Below are 19,509 nucleotides of genomic sequence, written 5' to 3'. Positions count from 1 at the left end.
GATGCAAGGATGAAAGTTATACCTGTTGTTTTAGCCGGTGGTTCTGGCTCGCGCCTGTGGCCCCTGTCACGCAAAAGTAGACCTAAGCAGTTTTTACCGCTGGTATCTGGCCAGAGTATGTTGCAGGAAACTCTGTCGCGTCTGAATGGACTGGACATGTTGCAACCCATTGTTATCTGTAATGATGAACACCGTTTTATGGTGGCAGAACAGCTACGTGAAATTGACCTGCAGGCCCATATTCTACTGGAACCGGTAGGGCGTAATACGGCCCCGGCTATTGCTCTGGCCGCTTTGCATGCTACCCATAGCCTTAAAGAGCCGGTAACCCTGCTGATCCTGGCGGCTGATCATGCCATTCAGAATGTAGCGGCTTTCCAAGAGGCGATTACACAGGCGGTGGCCGAGTCCGAACAGCAAAAACTGGTTACCTTTGGTATTTTGCCAACCTATCCGGCAACCGGTTATGGCTATATCAAAGCCGCCAGTGTTGATTCAGCTTTCGGTGCACGAGCAGTTGAAGCCTTTGTTGAAAAGCCTGATCTGCCAACGGCCGAAGCCTTTATGCAAACCGGACAATACTACTGGAACAGCGGTATGTTCGCGTTTCAAGCCAGTGTATTTTTGCAAGAACTGGAAACCTATCGAGCAGATATCTACCAGGCCTGTGTTAATGCCATTGCAACAGCTGGCTACGATCTGGATTTTATCCGTATTGATGCACAGGCTTTTGCTGACTGTCCCTCTGAATCGATTGACTATGCGGTGATGGAAAAAACCCAGCATGCCAGTATGGTACCTATGAATGCTGGCTGGAGTGATGTGGGTAACTGGGCTGCACTGCGTGAACTCAAGTCTAAAGACGCTCAGGGTAATGACTGCCACGGCGATGTCTGGCTGCAAGACTGCGAAAATAACAGTGTTTACGCCAGTCAGCGTATGGTTGCAGCGGTGGGTGTAAAGGATCTGATCATAGTCGAAACCGAAGATGCTATTTTGGTAGCGGATCAATCCCACAGTGAAGCGATCAAAACCCTGGTGAATCGCCTGAGTGATGCTGGCCGTTCGGAAGCCAATAGTCACAAAGAGGTATTCAGACCCTGGGGTAAGTATGTGTCATTGGGTGAAGGCGAACGTTTTCAGGTTAAGCGTATCACCGTACATCCAGGAGGGCGCCTATCACTACAGAAGCATTACCACCGTGCCGAACACTGGATCGTTGTATCCGGAACAGCGCAGGTAGTGCGTGGTGAAGAAACCTTTATGGTCACCGAAAATGAGTCCACCTACATTTCCTGTGGAGAAGTGCACCGCCTGGATAACCCCGGCTGTATTGATCTGGAGTTGATTGAGGTACAGTCGGGCTCTTACCTGGGTGAAGATGATATTGTGCGCTTGGAAGATGTGTATGGACGCAGTGAAAAAAACTGAACTAGCAACAACAGTGTCAGCAACAATACCGGATTGGAGTCGAGAAACTTCAAAGCACTACTGGAACCCTGGTGTTCGACTGATTCGTTCTATCCGTTTCTATCAGAAATACAGTAAAAAACCACTTTTGCGGTGGTTAAAGTTCATCGGCATAATTCGTTATCGATTTTGGTCGATTGTTTCCGGTGCTGATATTCCATTGAATTGTAAAATCGGTGGGGGACTGCTGATGCCACACCCTAATGGCATTGTGATCCATCCAGATGCTGATATAGGTCCGAATTGCTTGATATTTCAACAAGTAACAATTGGGATGAATGGCAACGGTGTGCCAAAAATAGAAGGACATGTTGATATTGGAGGAGGGGCTAAAATACTTGGCTCCATTATAGTTGAGAAACACGCTAGAGTGGGAGCGAATGCAGTTGTAGTAAAAAATGTTTCAGAAGGTGAAACAGTAAAAGGAATTCCAGCTAAATGATAAATTACTTCAAATATAATAAACACAAATTAGCTGCAATAATTGTGACTGGAGAAGTTATTGTTGGGCAAGGTTTAAGGCTTTTAAGTAATTTAATATTGACTCGGTTGTTAATACCGGAGATGTTTGGTGTAATGATGATAGCATTGGTGTTCCTTATTGGAATAACTATGCTATCAGATTTGGGTCTAAGAGAAAAATTTATACAGAGTCCAAATGCAGAAAAACAAGAGTTTATTGATACTTGTTGGAGTATGCAGGTTATTAGAGGCGTGGTTATAACGTTATTGACATTAATTTTTTCATTTTGTTTATATTTATTTGGAGTTGCAGGATATATTAATGAAAATTCAGCATATGCGGCACCGGAGCTTCCATTACTGATCGCATTTTTTGGATTTACAGCGCTGTTAAATGGATTTAACTCAATTGGAATATATTATCATTATAGAAAAGTTAATTTATATGTGTTGGCTAAAATCAGCCTAATTTCTCAGTTGGTTGGAACTATTTTAATGTTGGTTGCTGCTTTTTACTACAGAGAAATATGGGTTTTGTTAATATCGCCAGTTCTAGCTGCTATTATAAAGCTTTGTCTAAGTTATTCTTATGCTAGCGATATTAGGGCTAATTTTAGACTGGATAAAGAATGTTTAATAGAGATAATAAGTTTTTCTAAGTGGATATTTATAGGGTCTGTTCTAAGTTATTTGTCAATAAATGCTGACCGACTTTTATTGGGTGGGTTTTTAAGTACTGCAGAGTTAGGTGTGTTTTCTGTTGCATTTATGCTCTCAATGGCAGCAAAAGATTTATTTTCAAAGATTATAAAGGATGTAGCTTATCCAAAGCTTACGCATGTGGCACGAATAATGCCGGAAAAATTTAAGGATACAATGTATTCCTTACGTTTGAAAATAGACTTCATAACTTGGTCTATAGCTGGGTTTATGTTTGGTTTTGGGAGTGTTTTTGTTACAGTTTTGTATGATGAAAGATACTCAGATGCGGGATGGATGTTAGAGATACTCTCAATATCATTAATATTCGTTGGTTTTAGAGTGAATCAACAAGCAATTATGGCATTAGGGAAGTCGTTTATTTTTGCATTTATAAATGCAGTAGGTGCATTGTATGTGATTTTGGCTATACCAGCTGCATATTATTTTTTGAGCATTGAGTGGGTTATATTTTCTATAGCTATCAAAGCCATTTCTAGTATCCCGCTTTTATTATATTTTCAGTATAAATATAATATGCTGAATTTAATTAAAGAGATACGAATGTTACCTATGTTCTTTATTTCATATTTTTTGGGCTTATATTTTAAAGAAATATTTACTAATCTCTGGAATCTTTAATGGCTAATAGTTTTGCATACTTTTCAATAGCGGTTTGGCCAATATTTATAATAATATTTTTTAAGATATTTGAGCTAAGAAAGGCGATAATTATATCGGTTTTTGTTAGTTATCTGTTTCTGCCGGCTTCTTTTGAAATTAATTTTCCTGGTATACCGGCCTTTAATAAAAATACAACAACCACGGTATTGTTATTTATAATTTTGGTATTCTTTAAGGATGGCTTAGGATTAAATGAATTAAACATAAAAGCCAAATTTATTCTGTTTTTGTATGTCATTTCTGCTTTTGTTACGGCCACGCAAAATGATACTGCTTACTTGCATTTGCCAGCCATTTCTTTATATGACGGCCTTTCTCAGTCTGTAGGAAAATTTCTTATATTTATTCCCTTCCTGATAGGAGCTAAGTATTTCAATAGATTTGAAGATCAAAAGTTGTTATTTAAGTCTTTAGTTGTCGCATGTATAGTGTATTTGCCTTTCATGTTGTACGAAATTAGAATGAGTCCTCAACTGCATACTATGTTATATGGTTTTTTTCCTCATTCTTTCGCTCAACAGATGCGAGCTGATGGTTTTAGGCCTGTTGTATTTTTAGGCCATGGCCTTTTAGTAGCCTTTTTTGTTTCAATTTGTTCTATTGCTATGTATTCCATAATTAGATCAAAATTAAAAATATTTAAAATAAATAATTTTTTATTAATGTTTTCTTTTGTTGTGGTTTTAATTATGACGAAAACATATAGTGCGTTAATTTATTTTTCTTTAGCATTTTTAACTTTAACGTTTTTTAAACCAAGAATGATTGGTGTTGTGTCACTATTGGTTGTTGCAATATATATTGCATACCCTGTACTTAGTGCGAATAATGCATTCCCACATGAATCTATAGTGAAAGTCGTTGAAAATGTTGATAATGATCGAGCTCAATCCCTTGATTTTCGTTTTTATCATGAGGGTAAATTATTGTTTCATGCAAATCAAAAGCCTTTTTTTGGCTGGGGATCATGGGGACGAAACAGGGTATATGATCCTGAAACCTTTGAGGATCTGTCTGTAACCGACGGTCGATGGATTATTGTTCTAGGAATAAGTGGTTGGTTTGGTTTCCTTACAGAATTCTTTTTTATTTTTATTAGCATAATACTTGCCGTAAAAGTTATTAGGAAAGAAAATATTATTTCAAGTGAAGAAAGGGCATTTCTAACTGGCCACCTATTTATGGTCTTAGTGATATTGATAGATCAAATACCAAATGCATCATTAAATTATTTTTATTGGTTTATAGTGGGTGGCTTATATGGTATTTCAAAAAGAAAGTTGGAATGTTTTTATAGTTCTAATCAGTAGGTTTTTTTGATGTTGTAATGATGTTGCTGATTTTCTCGAATCAATGAATAGAAAAACATAATCAAACGCGCTCTGTATTCTGTATGCGTATTTAGGAGTTCATGAGATGAGAGTGGAGTTTGTGAGTTTTTTGTAATAAGTTAGTAGTGTTTTTATATTGGCTATAATTTATTTTGGCTTTATATTTTTTAATAAAAATATACTGAGATGTGTTTTTTTATTGTTTGATGAATTTATTATTAAGGTGGTATGACTTTATGAAAATTTGGTCGGCTTGGCTCCAAGGTAGAAAAAATGCACCTGAGCATGTACAAAAAATTTTTTATTTATGGGAAGATTTAAACCCAGAGTGTGATTTACACGTTGTTGAACAGCAAGAAGCTGATGATATAATTAGCAAGCTAGGTTGTCAGCAAAAAGTTATGACGTCACAAGTAAAAACAAATTTTGTTAGGACTTATCTTTTAGCTGAGTATGGTGGGGTTTGGGTGGATTCGACCCTATTGCCAATAAAACCACTTAGGGATTGGCTCAAAGATGATTTGACAGCTCAAGGTTTTTTTGCTTTTCACTCATCAGGAGCTCCTGAATTAGTTTTACAAAATTGGTTTTTATTTTCGGAAAAGAATAATCCTATAACTGTTGGGTGGTTAGAATGCTATAAAGATTATTTTATGTTTCCGCGTTACTTTCCTTCACTTACAAGAGCTACGTATCAATTAAAGTTTTTTGATTTTTTAAAATATAAAGTTGCGATGAAAAATAGAGACTATATGTATTTTATGGATCCAGACAGAGGGCGTAGTTGTTCAATATATCCTTACGCAGCACATAATTATAATTTGAAATATTTGCTTGATAATAATAGCGATTTATCAAAGATGTGGGGTTCAGTACCTAAACTGTACAACACCTTACCCTCTATGATTGGTAGATGGGCTTCGGATAGGGAAACGCCCGATAAGGTTTTTATTGAGCTGGCACTTGAAGCTCTTAAAATATCTCCAGTTCATAAGTTAAACCATCGAGATGTTAGGTTTAATGAACTGATAGATCAAGGCTTGAAGTTGGGTTGTATTAGTAAATAATTTTTAGATTAGATATTTTATTTTGGCTAAAATTATTAACTAAATAGGAGTTCCTGAACTCAGATAATAACCGTAACACTCATGTGATGAACTAGGTCGGAGGGAGGCCAGCTACCGAAATGTGGTAGCCTTATTTTCCGACCAAGAAAAACGAGACATGCATATGAGTTATCGGCAGCTGACCGAGGGCAACGATACCAGATTTCCTTGCTCTCACAGGATTTTTCGCGGCGAGAGATTGCAAGAAAGCTAAACATTACACCTTCGAACGTCAATCGATAGTTTTGCGACATAACAAAAATTAAGCCGGTCTATATGACCCCGATAAAGCTTAACAGCGCTCATTATTTCGCCGTTTGAAGCCAAAAGCTAAGCGAATATGTGTGAGAACACAAGGAATACCGTTGAGTTCATGCTCGAGTTTGACTGGTGTCCTGAGAAGGTATCGACTATTTGCTAGGATTAGTTATCCTGTCAGTCACGAGTGGATTTATAGCCATGTACTAGCTGATTTCAATGAGGGTGGTACCTTGTTTACTCATCTGAGACATCATTAAAACGTTATAAAAAGCGGCTTCACAAGCAGCTGAGGCGCTCGTGACTATTTTAGAGTGTAAAAGCCGTTTTTATTTGGTTAGAAAAGTGACTAGTAAACGTGTCGACGCGGTGGCTGAAGCAACGATAGACATTTTAACAGCATTACCGCCGATAATGGCTTAGAATTCGCTGACCATGAACGCATTACCTGATGTTTACTTTTCTAGGCTTATCAGCGTGGCGCAAACGAAAATGCAAATGGACTCTTGCGTCAATACATACCAAAGGGCATAGATTTACGCACTGTAACCCAAGCTTTGATTGCAAAGGTTCAAATAAGGCAGAATCAGTGCCCTAGAAAAATACTAGGATTCATTCAACCAGACGTAATTCTTAATGAGCAATTGCAACAGAATATGAGCGAGTGTTGTAGTTAATCGTTGAATTCAGGTTTGATATTCAGAACATATGCAACCATATTTTATTAGTGGTGGGCATATTAAATGTTTATGTATCAAATTATCTATTGATTAGTGATCCAGTAATACGGTGTCATATCTCTTCCAGTATCAATTTCAAACATGCCCAATTCATCCACTAAGATTACATCTCCTGTAATTTTACCACTATGATCTAGCTTATAGACGGTTATATTTGGTTTGTTTAGGCTAATTTTAGCCACAACTGGTTCCATTAGAACTGGGCCCGTAGGATGATGGCCTGAGCGTGTACCAGCACTTAGAGTAAATTGATCATTAATAATTCTAGCTCCTTCATTACGTGAACGCGCAATTGCGGTTACAAGAATTCCATCTTCGGCTAATGTGCCGTCTTCAGATTGTGCTGTTAGGTAAACGGCACCGAAACGACTTTTTATCTCTATTAATGCATCTGTAAGTTGCTGTGGTTCTTGCTGTGTAAATCCTATTACTGCCTGGGTTGCTGGTGTATCGATTGTAAAAAAACCAGATTGTGTGCTATTTCCTGGTGTCCAGTGTAGCTCCCCAGTGCTAGAAATAAGTGTGTCATCTATCAAATGAGGTGTAAGGGCAAAATTAATTGTCTCTTCCGGCTCATCAGTAAAATGTACTTGGCTTCTTGCTACAGCTAGTGCTTTTGCAGGAAATACATTTGTGGTTGAGGATTTAATATCTCCACTACTGTTTTCGTAGAGCTCAAAGCCTACTGTGCCTTGTGAAAGCGATGGTATATGTATGTTAAGTTCTTGAGTAATCGTTGACTGTGTAATGTCATTTCTTAGAACTTGACGCGAGACTGCTGGAAATAAACCTATGAAATTTGGTGCTGTTACATCCCAGCGCGCTCTTAGGCTTGAGCTAAAGCTACCTATATCACTATTTTGAAATGGATAAGATGCATCCCAGCCTTGCAACCCCATGCCATAAGCACCTATCAAAGCAATTCCTTCAGCGGCCCATTCGTTGGGACTTACATGAATCCACTCAGATAACATAAAAGGGCGGTTATTAACTTGGTGGATACCTGAACTAAGTATTCCGCTACCGGGAATAGCTAGCATCGAGGCATTTGCATTATATGCACCACGACCTCCCCCAAAATAGTTATGGCGGTCGATCGTGCCAATAAGAGCATCGGAGTGAAGATTATAAAAATGGCTCATTTGACGCCCGGCAATCCAGTTTGAACTGATTATCTCGCCAGTGTAGCCAGTTTCTCTTATCGATGATTCAAGTCTGTCATAGACTTGATTTTGTTGTTGATAGAGGAATTCCATCGTGTCGTACAGTCGCTGCTTGTAGCGACTTTGTGATGTTGAGATATTATTTGGGTCGTAAAACCAAGGGTTACCAATTGGGTAAATACGTCTTGCAGACCAGTCTTCATCAGTAGGGATATTTTGATTGCTTAGAATACCTGGATTAACTGCACGTTCACCCCAGGCACTACGCCAAGCTGCTTCTGTTTCATACTTATCCCTTAACCACTGGGCAAATAGATTGCCCGCATTGGCTCTAAGTGTGCTTGAACGTGCAAGTGCCCTTGGAGTACCGTGAAAGAAGATACTATCTTCATTGTATAACTCAACATAAGCAATGGCTGGATCTTCAGCATATGTAAGTCCAGTATAGGGGTTTCTGTGTGTGAGCAAATTGATAAATTGTTCTATGAGAAGTGTCTGCAGTTCCGGGCTAAAATAGATACTGCCATGTTTTGGGTCATACCAGTCATTGCGTATTTGTTCAAATTCATTTAGATAGGGAATTGTTGCGATATCATCCGGACCTGGACTGATGATAAATACTGGTGAGAGCTTTGTGTATATCCCATGTGTTTTTAACACTGAGATAAAATAGTCAAATTTATCTAGTTCTTCTGGATTAAAGATCGCTGCACTTTCATCTGATGTAATACCTCGCCAACCTGGCCCTTGGGCATACTTGTGGCAACGAACAGAGTTAATTCCCATGGCTGCATAAAAGGCAGCACGCTTATCTGCAAGGCTATTATTAGGTGCGCAGGCATTAAATGATAAATTAATTCCCCATAGCTTAAATTCCTTATTATTTCGCAATAACTTGTCATCATTCGCAGTGATACGACCGTACTTCCCTGCTGGCCCATCTAGCCAACTTGCCATAGACAAGGGACTATCAGTTGAAATTACGACATCTTGACTAAAAGGATACCAGCCTAGTTGTGAGTCTGGCGCTGAGTCTGGACCTGGATAAAATTCGAATGACTCTGTGAGTGTTAATATCATTTCAAGTAATTCAGGCTGATCAGCGATAATTTGTTCACGTGCTATAGCGATACGGGCTTCGCTTCGGTCTGCACTAATATAGACGGGGAGGTTAAAGTCAAGAACGGCAACTGATTGATCTTTTTTAAAAAACTCAATACTAACGACATCTTCACCAAGAAGGCCGCGAGAGAAGGGTAGTGAGACTTCACGAAATTGCCCGTCGGCATTGTGAATAAGTGCTTTTTCACCATTGAGTACTTCTCCAGATGTTAGGGAGAATTGTGCTTGGATTAGCACTGAACTTTGTTTGGGGGTTAATGTGGCTTCGAAGTGTAGTTGATTGGAATTGAGTGCCTTCCAAAAACCTTCTACTGTGAACTCAGCGTTGGTACGCGCTAGCCTATTTTCGTAAGTGAAACTGACTTGTTCATTAGTTTCAGATACGCTGTTAGTTCTATGGACGCCACTCCAATCAGGTCCCCAGTCGTAATAACCAAAATAAAGCAACCTGCTCTCTTTTGTGAGTACTGTGATCATTCCATTGCTTGGGTCAGCAGCGACTGCAAGCGGGGACGAATTATCTGAATAACCTAATATAGGAATAATCAGAAATAATAGCGACGTAAATCCTAGTTTCCGCATGTAAATACCTATCCATTGTATTGTGCGATTGTGTAAAGTTTAGCAGCTATAGCAAGTCTTGCATCTCCGAATTAACAAAAACAGCTTTCATTTTAGAGAAACAAGTAATTTTATATGAGGTTGTTTGCCTAACCTATTGTGTTTCCAACTAGTACGTATTAGTACTAGTTGGTGTATTGTGAATTTTATTCATGATGAGTGTGTATGATATTGACAGATTTTGCCAGTGCTGCTTTCCAACTGCATTTAGGATCAAAGAAAATATCCTGAACTGCTTCAGTTGATCTGATTGCATTAAGATAATTATTAGGGTCGTCATATAGAGACAAAATTAATTTATTAAGGTAGCTGGGTTTAATCTGCTCGGCTATGATTACCGCATTTCCAAGAATATCTGTTGCAGGGATGTACTTGGATACAATAACTGGACGTCCTGATAGCACCCCTTCAATAGCTACTTTATTCAAGCCTTCAGCGAAATCTTGACGTGTTGGTATTAGAAATACATGGCTTAGAGAAAAATAAGTTAGCATCTGATTTCGATCCAGATGCCCTTTGAGCATAAAGAAGTCTTTGCTTTGATCAGTGCTAATGCGTTGCTCTAAACTATTTTCAAGGCTGCCAGTGCCACAAATATGCCATTTGAAAATACCGGGATGTGATTTTTCCAGTAATTTTGCTGTTTCATAGAGCTCTAATACGCCTTTATTTTCCTCAAGTCGTCCTGCAAAGAGTAAATGAAATTGCTCTGAGTTTTGTCTGGGTGGTTGAATTTCAGAAAACGCTGCTTTTAGATAAGTTGGACGAGCTTGGAAAACTGGTGAATTTAGTTTGGGACAAATTTCTCTGAGCTGCTTTTCACACTCTGGTGAAATACAAATAGTGGCTGAAACACAATGCTGCCAAAACCAGCTGTTCAGCTTTCTAATGATTTTATTCTTAAAATTATTAGGCTTGTGTCCAGTTGTCCAGAAGGTGCAGTGTAAAGTAGGTACTATACATATGCCAAATAGCTTGAGCAGTGCCAAAGAGAACCAATCATTGTAATTTGATACGATAGCTAGATTACACTGATGTTTTCTGGCCAGTTTTAATAGATGAAAACTTGTGTGTATTTGTCCAAGGTGATACATGACTCCTTTACTTAACCAGCTTGGTTTGGGTTGGTTATAAAGGGTAAATTGTCCGTCTTGTAAAACCTCTGCCTTTGGGTTTGAAGATACAGCCACGGCTGGAATGCCTGACTCCTCACAAAACTCATAGAATTGTTTGGAATAAGTGAATGCTACCTGAGATGGGTCGTTAATGCCTTCAGTCAGGTATCGATAGGTCTGAATTATATCACCTGGACCTGCGGCATATAGTATTCCTTTCATTTCATTACCTATTGATATATGGCATTGGTGTTGGTTCAGTATAAACTGTTAGGTGGTTTAAGTGGAATATAATATTGAGTATTGGTGTGCTTATTACTTCCCCTTAATTGCAATATTTAACTGTTTTGGTGTATGTTGCGTTATTTTATATAAAAATAGTACTATTGTGACTGTGAATATTGGCGATAGCATATAAAAAAAAGTATATGAATCTGTTATTTCTTTCCCAAAAAATACTTGCCATGCACCCCATAATACTAACATTACTGTCTGATGTGATAGAAATAATAAGAAAGAAATTGGTTCTATGCTAATTATCATTTTTGATAGTTTTGTTTTTTTTATTAAATAGCAAAAACTAATAATTGAAATCACTACAATTATTCGTAATACTGTGCTGTGTAGTTCTATATTTCGTGGCCAGAATAGAGATATTATATAAGTAACTATTAATGATATTGCTATGGCTGAGAGTGATTTTAATAATATGTTTTTTATTGTAGCTGATTCTTCAAATTGAATGTATAAGAAAATTCCAAAACTAAAAAACATAAGAATGTGTGGACGAAAAATAAAAGGCGAAAAGCCTATGGTTATTCCTGCAACCCAAATAATAATTAGAGTTATAATGCCGGTGCGTTTTATAAGTGGTATTAGAACTGGTAATATCAAAGAGCAAACAAAAATATCGCGAAGAAAGTTAAAAGCCATGGTAATTGAACCATAGTTATAACCAGTTAGTTTATCCAGTATGAACCATGGTGAGTAAGATTCAACGCTACGAAATTCACGGATCACAGCGGTTTCCGATTGCGTGGTAAATAGAATGCCTAACGAAACAACCAGAATGATGATATTCCAACTTACTGCTGGAACTATTAGTGTTAGAAAACGCTCTTTGGTGTAGGTAAGCCAATGTGGTCTTTTACGTATTGCACTTACGGCTAGAAAGCCTCCTATTAGGCTTAGTGCTGGGACGCTTGCACGTCCCAATACATCACTCATTATCAAACCAATCCATTGAAGATGTTGAGGTGCTTCTGATCCCCAGCTATCGGGACCTGGGTTTACATGTACATACGTCATGAAGAAAATACACAGTAATCTGCAAATTTTTATTGTGTTAGATACTTGCGTGTTCACAGTTCATCTCCCGACCCCATAATAAACAAACCCAAAGCTATCCATGAGTTCCTTATCCATAATGTTACGCCCATCGATTATGACCGGGTTTTTCATCATCTCCAGCATCTGATAGTAGTCAGGTGACCAGTACTCATTCCACTCAGTCAGAATAATCAGTGCGTCGACATCTTTCAGTGTTTCTATTGGATTGTTGTAGTAGACGATTCTGCCATCGGATGGAAAGCGTTTAGCGAAGTTCATCATTGCTTGCGGATCATGTGCGTGGACTTTACAGCCTTGAGCCAACAGGGTTTCAACTACCTGCAGACTGGGTGCGTTCTGAATGCTGGCGGTGTTGGGTTTGAATGACAGGCCCCATACGGCGACTTTCAGGTTACTGACATCGGATTTGTAATGCCGCCAGAGTTTACGGAAGGGGAGAACCTTCTGTTTTTCATTTTCTTCCAGCAGGGTGTTCAGAATGATTGAGTTGCGGTTGGTTTTCAGCAGCTCAGCCATGTTCTGGATGGATTTGCTGAAGTGAGCCCCACCGAAACCGCAACCAGGTGCCAGGTAATGCTTGCCGATACGTGGATCGCTTCCCATGCCAGCCGTGATAGTGTCGATATCGATATTCAGCAGGTCAGCAAGGTTAGCGAGTTCGTTAATATAGCCTAGTCTTAGCGCCAACATTCCGTTAACAGCAAATTTCATGAACTCGGCTTCGCGGCGCTTGACGATCATCATCTGTTCCAGCGAACGGCTGAAGGGTTTGTACAGTGCCTTGATGATTTTATTGGCTTCGTTACTTTGGCAGCCGATCACCAGTGTTTTAGCCTTGATGAAATTATCGTAGGCGCTACCTTCAGAGAGTTGATCGGGAATATAGGCAATGGCTTGTTGCTTGCCGGCATCCAGCAATGCGGCCAGTTCGTCGGTAGCCCCGAGGCCGAAGGTGGAGTAGTTGATCACAACCAGTTGCTGTGACTGGGATTGTTGGTTTACCCGTTGGATAATGGTTTTGGCAAGAGGAAATTGATCTGGATGCAGTGCCAGTATTTGTATTTGGCATTCCAGTGCCGCATCAGGATCGCCAAAGGTCAGGTTATCCAGATCGTATTGTGCCTTTACGTGTGATAACAGACCAGGCTCGTTAAACAGAATACTGTTGGGCTCGGATTGCTCCCCCAGGCTTTGTTTGCTTTCTGGCGTCTGGTTGATATGTACCTGATTACCAAACTCGGCAAAGGCGGTGGCGGCGGTCCAGCCAATTAACTCACTTCCCCATACTGCAATTTTCATTCTGCCCTCCAGGCGTATTTCGTTTGGCTCAGCGCTTGGTGTTGATGTGGTTGATCAGCCCGCGTGTGGAACTGTCGAGCGACACGCCGTCGGTTGATCCGTTCAGTGCTGGCAGTAAGCCGGTGGCAATGGTTTTTCCCAATTCAACACCCCATTGGTCAAAGGGGTTGATGTTCCAGATCACTGACTGGACAAAGACCTTGTGCTCATACATCGCGATCAACATACCGAAGGTTTCAGGTGTCAGTTTGTCCAGTAACAGGGTGGAGCAGGGCTGATTACCACGATAGCGTTTGTGTGGAGGGGAGTTTTCGGCCCCTTCTATAACTGTGTCGCCTAGAGCCAGAATCTGTGACTGCGCCAGGCAGTTGGACAGGTTGAGCTGGTGCTGGTGTTTCAGTTCGGTGTTGTTGGGCCCTTCATAGCGCGTGGAGCAGGTAATGAAGTCACACATCACCGGAATTGTGCCCTGGTGCAGCAACTGATAGAAGGCATGCTGGGCGTTGGTACCGATTTCACCCCAAAGTACCGGGCAGGTGTTATAGCCAACCATCTCGTTAGTGCGGGTGGTGTTTTTGCCGTTACTTTCCATTTCCAGCTGTTCCAGGTAGCTGGGCAGGTGGCTCAGACGGCCATCGTAAGGCAGGATGGCGTGTGCGGTAATGCCGAGGAAGTTGATGTTCCAGATACCCGTTAGGGCCAGCAATACCGGTAAGTTAGATTCAAACTCGGTGTTGTGAAAATGCGTGTCCATGGCGTGAGCGCCTGCCAGCATTTCACGAAACCCCTGCATGCCGATGCGCAGGGCGATGGGGAGGCCGATGGTGGACCACATGGAGTAACGGCCACCGGTCCATTCCCAGAAATACAAATGGTTAGATTCCGGGATACCCCACTCAACCATGCGCTTGGGGGTGGCTGACACACCGATAAAGTGACGTTTGATGATCAGGGATTCGCTCATCTGATCATGTTGATCAGCACGTTTCAGCCATGTCTTGGCCGTTTCGGCATTAGCCAGGGTGTCAATGGTGGTGAAGGATTTCGACGAGATTACAAACAGGGTACGGGTTGGGTTGAGTCTATCCAGCAGGCTGGAGATATGACTGCCGTCCATGGAGGATACAAAGTGAATATCCACCTTGCGACTGCTGTCTGTGGTGAACTCGCTCAGGGCCTTGCAGGCCATGAAGGGGCCAAGATCCGAGCCGCCAACACCGATGTTAACAATGGTGTCGATAGGGTGGCCGGTGCAGCCCAGCCATTGACCGGCATGGATGCAGTTAACCAGGGTTTCCATGCGGCTGAGGTTTTCATGGATCGGCCCGATGATGTCTTCGCCGTCAACGCTTAGGTTTTGATCTGCCGGTGCACGCAAGGCCGTGTGAAGGGCTGGACGGTCTTCGGAGGTGTTAATTTTTTCGCCGTTGTAGAGGTCTTCGATCCACTGTTTAAGGTGTTTTTCTCGGGCCAGTTCACACAGCAGATTCAAGGTTTCGGAAGAGATACGTTGCTTGGATAGATCTAGCATCAGGCCAGGGACGCTGAAACTGAAATCTTCAAAGCGCTTGGTATTCTGCTGAAACAGCGAAGCGATGTGGGCCTTACCCATGACGGTGGCATGTTCGTAGAGATCTGTGCCCGCTTCTGTCGCAAATACATTCATGCTTGTAACTACTCCCTGGATTTGTCTGGTCCGTAACTTTTTTTGCAATGCAGCAATTCGATTATTCTACTGTGATCGTATGCCTAGGACCAGTAATTTATAAACGCATGTTTTATTTGGAGAAACCCTTCGGATTTCGAGTTTGCCAACGCCAGGTATCTTCCAACATGGCGTTGAGGGGGCGAGTGGCCTTCCAGCCTAATTCTTGTTGTGCCTTGTCAGCATTGGCCCAGAAGGCCGGCAGGTCGCCAGCACGGCGTGGTGCAATACGGTAAGGCAGTGGTTTTTTCGCTACTTGTTCAAAGGCCTTGACCATGGCCAGTACAGATACTGGCTGACCGGTGCCCAGGTTGTATATGTGCACCCCGGGCGTGTCCAGCTTCTGCATGGATTGTAAATGTCCCAGCGCCAGGTCAACCACATGTAGGTAGTCACGTTCACAGCTGCCGTCAGTGGTTGGGTAGTCGCCGCCATAGATTGCAAGTTCTTCCAGGCGGCCTATGGCTACCTGAGCAATGTAGGGTAGCAGGTTGTTAGGGATACCCCGTGGGTCCTCTCCTAACAAGCCGGATTCGTGCGCCCCGATGGGGTTGAAATAACGCAGCAGTACAATAGACCATTCTGGATCAGCGATTTGCAGATCGGTGAGCAGTTGCTCCACCATCGCCTTGGAGGTGCCATACGGATTGGCCGTTTTGCCTCTGGGTTGGGTTTCAACATAAGGAATACTGGCTTCTTCACCGTAGACCGTGGCGGATGAGCTGAAGATCAGCTTGCGTACACCGGCTTTGGCCATGGCCTGACAGAGTACCAGTGCACCGTAGACATTGTTTTCATAATAGCGCAGCGGCTGTTGTACACTCTCACCCACGGCTTTAAGCCCGGCAAAGTGCAGTACGGCACTGATTTTATGTTGCTTAAAAAGCTGATCCAGCAGGGCCGCATCGCGGATATCCCCTTGAATGAAATAGGGCGTCTTGCCGCTGATCTGCTCAATACGTTCCAGTGCCACTGCACTCGCGTTGCAGAGGTTGTCTAGCACAACTACCTCATGGCCTGCCTTGAGCAGTTCCACTGTTGTATGTGAGCCGATATACCCGGCACCGCCAGTTATCAGTACAGCGTCAGTCATTCCGAATCCTTTGAACCCGCTTTCCATATTGGTGATCACCTAAGCCTATGATTATTTTCGTATTGGTGTTTGAGGTCTATTGTACTATAGGACAGGGGTTGGAGCCCGCGCCGCGGGCGAATGACCAAATCTTTCTCCCGGGGACCGGGCTCCTACAATTTAAACTTCTTTCGCCTAGGGATCGGATTTCTTCAGAATGAGTTACTTACCACAGATGAACAACAGAGAGTTACTTTGGAGGTACACTTTTTTAATTTGTATGATGGATCTTAAGCATATCTCTATATAGAATCGAACATACCCTCCAGTGTTTACTAACGCAATCTAGTAGAGAAATTCTTATATGGACCAGAAAACTTTTTCACTACGAAGCGAACACTTTTTCTGGGTCGATGCTATTCGCGGGATCGCCGCAATATGTGTTGTCGTGTTTCATTATCACCACTTTTATCTTGCTGATGCCTTTGGTCGATCTTCATTGCCTGATACATCAACATTCCCTTATGCGAAGCTCTTGAATCCTCTTTACCTGCATGGTCATTTGGCTGTTGAATTATTTTGGGTAATTTCTGGTTTTGTATTTGCCCATGTTTACCTTAGTAGGCCGGTTACTGCTCGAAATTTTATTTCCGCTAGAATTGCAAGGTTATTTCCACTTCATCTTGCTATGCTTTTTTTTGTCGCAGGCTTGCAGTTTGTCAGTATGGAAAGTGTTGGGCATTGGCAAATATACGGTAACAATGACTTACGGCACTTCATGCTAAATCTTGGTATGGCATCTCAATGGTCTACTTGGTCTAGAGGGCTTAGTTTCAATGGCCCGATCTGGTCTGTCTCACTTGAGGTTGGAGCCTATGTGATGTTTTTTGTTTCTCTATTCCTCTTACGATCACTTGGTATTTGGATGGCTATTGTACTTGCTGTTTTGTGCTTTTTGTTAGGGTCATCAGGTATTAGTTTGCCGTTAGTAAGGTTAAGTTTATTCATGTGCGCGTCATTTTTTTTCGCGGGAACAGTCGCATATTTTTTGCACATATATATAGGAAATCGCGGTTATCTTACAGTTATCTTGATTGCTAGTTTGCTCTTAATAGGTGTGCTTAGTGTTGCAACTGGTAATGAACGTATATCAGTGATGAGTTTTTCCTCTGCGTTACTAATTTTTGCCGCAATGTTGGATCGGATTGGAGCTATTGGAAAATGGATATTGTCTTCACTCAAAGCACTTGGTAACCTCAGTTACAGTATTTACCTCGTTCATGTCCCATTACAGATGATACTTTTATTATGGTTCGATATGTTCTTTGATCAGTCGCGTGCATTTGCTGAAAGCTATATGACACTGCCGATATATTTGCTCATAGTAGTGCTAGTTTCTTCGCTCGTTCATGTTCACTTTGAGCGTCCGGCTGGGCGCTATCTGAGACGGCGTCTAAGCCAGCAGGGTCAGCTTGAGGTTTCAGCTGAGACTAAACCGCTATCATAAGGTAATCGTGATCGTGGATTGGCGAGTCTAAAATTATCATCCCTCAGTTGTGACTAGTAAGAAGAGGGTTGTACCGTTTTGCTGCCGTATAGGCTTCTGTGGTTAATAAAGTATCTTGTCTTTTTTAACCACGGCAGCGCCAAGTGTGATGAGTTCGATTTTTTCTTTGTGCTAGCTAGCGACTATCACAACCCAGCGTGCAGAGGTTGAAAAATATATATTACTTAAGTTTATTTTTTAAGTTTCGGGCTTTATTAATGAAATTTCGCTTTAGATTTTCAAGCGGCATTTCGACATAGCCTTTAAGGTATTCATTGGGTCTGGGTTTGAATATCGTAGAGTGAGACTCACCATTCCATCCTTCGGGTGCTTCCTTGGTGTAGTAGTAAGTCGCAAATGACTGCCTTACAATACCCTCAGGGCATTTAATTGGTGTTACGCCATGATAACTGATGCTGCTGGTTACAAATCCGCAAAGCCGATTGAATTTAGGTTCAAAATATCCGTGACGATGCTTCACGTCCTTATCCCACAAATCCAGATATCCACCGTACTCTTCTTTCCAGTCTTTGTTGAAATATAAGAGAAGATTGAGTCTTCTGTGTAGGTCTTTGTCTTTGATGTAGTTGAAATCAATATGTACATCTAAATGACCACCTCTATCAGTTTGATGTATACCACCTCCTGCTAGATTTGGATCTGCAATTAAGTCTTTTATATCAAAAATATAGCTTAGGTGTTGTAGTAGCTCTTCTGATGCCAATAAATCACTTAGCTTTTTTATGGGCTCTGGGAAAAGTTCGTAGTTGGTAACTTGAACTTTTTTCTTTTCATTGACCGCTGTGAACTCCCTCCCAACTTTCAATGAGTCTTCATATCTTGGAAATGATTGATAGACTTCTTCTGCAAAGTTTTCATTCAAGAAGTTGTCAATGCAAAAGTATGGATAGGGCTCGGCTTTATCCATTTTTTCTTTTAGTTCATTTATGTCAAAGTTGTTAACTAATTCGAACATAAAAACTCCTTTTTAGTCAATGGATTAGCTATTGACTTGAATGCTAATTGATTTGAAAAATCTCTTTTCTATGCGCCATCATAGTCCAGTCGATCAATTCATTCCCATGCAGTGATTATCAGATGTCTTTCCTGGTATTTCTGCTTGGCAAGTTTGGTTGATGTGTGAAGTCAACCCTAATCTAATGTTGAGCTGTTTAGGGTCGGTTGTTCATCTTCACCTGTGAGGGCAGGGAGTAGACCGGTTTCACTGGTCTTCCTCAGTTAAACCCCTGAGCACCCGGTAGTAGGTGTTATCGCCGACCATTTCGTTGTCGCAGGTGATGTTTAGATTTTCAACTGCTTAAGAACAGGGCTGATAGCTCAGGTGGCTATCGTAAGACTGGATAACGTGGGTAGCACAACCCTGAAAATTGATACACTCAGGGACACATCGTGCGTGTTGCAGTGGATCGGGCACAATCACAATAATGGCCTGTCTTTAACAGTTCCACTGTAGTGTGTAAGCCGATATACCCAGCACCGCCAGTTACCAGTACAGCGTCAGTCATTCCAAGTCCTTGGTACCCGCATTCCATATTTGTGATCACCTACTTTAACGATTATTTTCGTATTGGCGTTTGAGGTCTATTGTACTATAGGACAGGGGGGTAGGGGTGTTGTGGGAGCCCGCTCTGCGGGCGAAGGGGATGGTGGTTTTTTTCGCCCGGAGACCGGGCTTATATGGACCCGCCCGTGTTGCAAGCTATTTTTGACTCGAGCAGATGTGTTGCACGCTTATATCCGACCTA

Annotated in this window: 13 protein-coding genes; 6 read left to right on the top strand and 7 right to left on the bottom strand. The window is 41.6% G+C overall.

Features of this window, described 5'->3' with window-relative positions:
• Nucleotides 1-9 precede the first annotated feature (9 nt).
• From ACN0R1_RS17035 to ACN0R1_RS17015, 5 genes are all read left to right on the top strand, one after another.
• Nucleotides 10-1,431 carry a mannose-1-phosphate guanylyltransferase/mannose-6-phosphate isomerase gene (locus ACN0R1_RS17035; protein WP_417585054.1) on the top strand — a complete coding sequence of 474 codons (1,422 nt, stop codon included), beginning with the start codon at nucleotides 10-12 and terminating at the stop codon, nucleotides 1,429-1,431.
• A complete protein-coding gene (locus tag ACN0R1_RS17030) occupies nucleotides 1,409-1,912 on the top strand; it encodes a serine O-acetyltransferase (RefSeq protein WP_417585052.1) in 504 nt (167 codons plus the stop codon). Before ACN0R1_RS17035 ends, ACN0R1_RS17030 begins: the two co-directional genes overlap by 23 nt.
• Nucleotides 1,909-3,273 (top strand): oligosaccharide flippase family protein, encoded by a 1,365-nt coding sequence (locus ACN0R1_RS17025; RefSeq protein WP_417585050.1) that lies wholly within the window; start codon nucleotides 1,909-1,911, stop codon nucleotides 3,271-3,273. Before ACN0R1_RS17030 ends, ACN0R1_RS17025 begins: the two co-directional genes overlap by 4 nt.
• The gene (locus ACN0R1_RS17020; RefSeq protein ID WP_417585048.1) at nucleotides 3,273-4,625 is read left to right on the top strand and encodes a hypothetical protein; all 1,353 of its coding nucleotides are present in this window, start codon (nucleotides 3,273-3,275) and stop codon (nucleotides 4,623-4,625) included. The genes ACN0R1_RS17025 and ACN0R1_RS17020 overlap by 1 nt, the downstream gene beginning before the upstream one ends.
• A 257-nt stretch (nucleotides 4,626-4,882) precedes the next feature.
• Nucleotides 4,883-5,713 (top strand): capsular polysaccharide synthesis protein, encoded by an 831-nt coding sequence (locus tag ACN0R1_RS17015; RefSeq protein ID WP_417585046.1) that lies wholly within the window; start codon nucleotides 4,883-4,885, stop codon nucleotides 5,711-5,713.
• A gap of 1,060 nt (nucleotides 5,714-6,773) precedes the next feature.
• Here the strand turns inward: ACN0R1_RS17015 and ACN0R1_RS17010 are convergent.
• The 6 genes from ACN0R1_RS17010 to galE form a co-directional block, all read right to left on the bottom strand.
• Nucleotides 6,774-9,617 (bottom strand): hypothetical protein, encoded by a 2,844-nt coding sequence (locus ACN0R1_RS17010; RefSeq protein WP_417585044.1) that lies wholly within the window; start codon nucleotides 9,615-9,617, stop codon nucleotides 6,774-6,776.
• A gap of 185 nt (nucleotides 9,618-9,802) precedes the next feature.
• On the bottom strand, nucleotides 9,803-10,993 hold the full coding sequence (locus tag ACN0R1_RS17005) for a glycosyltransferase family 4 protein (RefSeq protein WP_417585042.1): 1,191 nt from the start codon (nucleotides 10,991-10,993) through the stop codon (nucleotides 9,803-9,805).
• Between the two features lie 93 nt (nucleotides 10,994-11,086).
• Complete coding sequence (locus ACN0R1_RS17000; protein ID WP_417585040.1) at nucleotides 11,087-12,136, bottom strand: acyltransferase family protein; 1,050 nt, start codon at nucleotides 12,134-12,136, stop codon at nucleotides 11,087-11,089.
• Between the two features lie 3 nt (nucleotides 12,137-12,139).
• Nucleotides 12,140-13,420 (bottom strand): nucleotide sugar dehydrogenase, encoded by a 1,281-nt coding sequence (locus ACN0R1_RS16995; protein WP_417585038.1) that lies wholly within the window; start codon nucleotides 13,418-13,420, stop codon nucleotides 12,140-12,142.
• Nucleotides 13,421-13,448: 28 nt separating this feature from the next.
• Complete coding sequence (gene pgi / locus ACN0R1_RS16990) at nucleotides 13,449-15,086, bottom strand: glucose-6-phosphate isomerase (RefSeq protein WP_417585036.1); 1,638 nt, start codon at nucleotides 15,084-15,086, stop codon at nucleotides 13,449-13,451.
• A gap of 112 nt (nucleotides 15,087-15,198) precedes the next feature.
• Nucleotides 15,199-16,218: a UDP-glucose 4-epimerase GalE gene (gene galE / locus ACN0R1_RS16985; RefSeq protein WP_417585034.1), complete on the bottom strand. Its 1,020-nt coding sequence runs from the start codon at nucleotides 16,216-16,218 to the stop codon at nucleotides 15,199-15,201.
• A gap of 343 nt (nucleotides 16,219-16,561) precedes the next feature.
• Here galE and ACN0R1_RS16980 point away from each other — a divergent pair, with 343 nt between their 5' ends.
• Complete coding sequence (locus tag ACN0R1_RS16980; protein ID WP_417585032.1) at nucleotides 16,562-17,704, top strand: acyltransferase family protein; 1,143 nt, start codon at nucleotides 16,562-16,564, stop codon at nucleotides 17,702-17,704.
• A 220-nt stretch (nucleotides 17,705-17,924) separates the two neighbouring features.
• On the opposite strand, the gene ACN0R1_RS16975 is transcribed toward ACN0R1_RS16980, so the two are convergent.
• Complete coding sequence (locus ACN0R1_RS16975) at nucleotides 17,925-18,719, bottom strand: 2OG-Fe(II) oxygenase (protein ID WP_417585030.1); 795 nt, start codon at nucleotides 18,717-18,719, stop codon at nucleotides 17,925-17,927.
• Between the last annotated feature and the right edge of the window lie 790 nt (nucleotides 18,720-19,509).

The organism is Nitrincola sp. (genome assembly GCF_048264025.1).
GTDB lineage: Bacteria > Pseudomonadota > Gammaproteobacteria > Pseudomonadales > Balneatricaceae > Nitrincola.
This window is presented reverse-complemented; position numbering and strand designations above follow the sequence as displayed.

What these genes read in the sequence shown, in the direction of transcription:
- ACN0R1_RS17035 (WP_417585054.1), top strand. Translation starts at nt 10, where the DNA reads ATGAAAGTTATACCTGTTGTTTTAGCCGGTGGTTCTGGCTCGCGCCTG.
- ACN0R1_RS17030 (WP_417585052.1), top strand. Translation starts at nt 1,409, where the DNA reads ATGGACGCAGTGAAAAAAACTGAACTAGCAACAACAGTGTCAGCAACA.
- ACN0R1_RS17025 (WP_417585050.1), top strand. Translation starts at nt 1,909, where the DNA reads ATGATAAATTACTTCAAATATAATAAACACAAATTAGCTGCAATAATT.
- ACN0R1_RS17020 (WP_417585048.1), top strand. Translation starts at nt 3,273, where the DNA reads ATGGCTAATAGTTTTGCATACTTTTCAATAGCGGTTTGGCCAATATTT.
- ACN0R1_RS17015 (WP_417585046.1), top strand. Translation starts at nt 4,883, where the DNA reads ATGAAAATTTGGTCGGCTTGGCTCCAAGGTAGAAAAAATGCACCTGAG.
- ACN0R1_RS17010 (WP_417585044.1), bottom strand. Translation starts at nt 9,617, where the DNA reads ATGCGGAAACTAGGATTTACGTCGCTATTATTTCTGATTATTCCTATA.
- ACN0R1_RS17005 (WP_417585042.1), bottom strand. Translation starts at nt 10,993, where the DNA reads ATGAAAGGAATACTATATGCCGCAGGTCCAGGTGATATAATTCAGACC.
- ACN0R1_RS16995 (WP_417585038.1), bottom strand. Translation starts at nt 13,420, where the DNA reads ATGAAAATTGCAGTATGGGGAAGTGAGTTAATTGGCTGGACCGCCGCC.
- pgi (WP_417585036.1), bottom strand. Translation starts at nt 15,086, where the DNA reads ATGAATGTATTTGCGACAGAAGCGGGCACAGATCTCTACGAACATGCC.
- galE (WP_417585034.1), bottom strand. Translation starts at nt 16,218, where the DNA reads ATGACTGACGCTGTACTGATAACTGGCGGTGCCGGGTATATCGGCTCA.
- ACN0R1_RS16980 (WP_417585032.1), top strand. Translation starts at nt 16,562, where the DNA reads ATGGACCAGAAAACTTTTTCACTACGAAGCGAACACTTTTTCTGGGTC.
- ACN0R1_RS16975 (WP_417585030.1), bottom strand. Translation starts at nt 18,719, where the DNA reads ATGTTCGAATTAGTTAACAACTTTGACATAAATGAACTAAAAGAAAAA.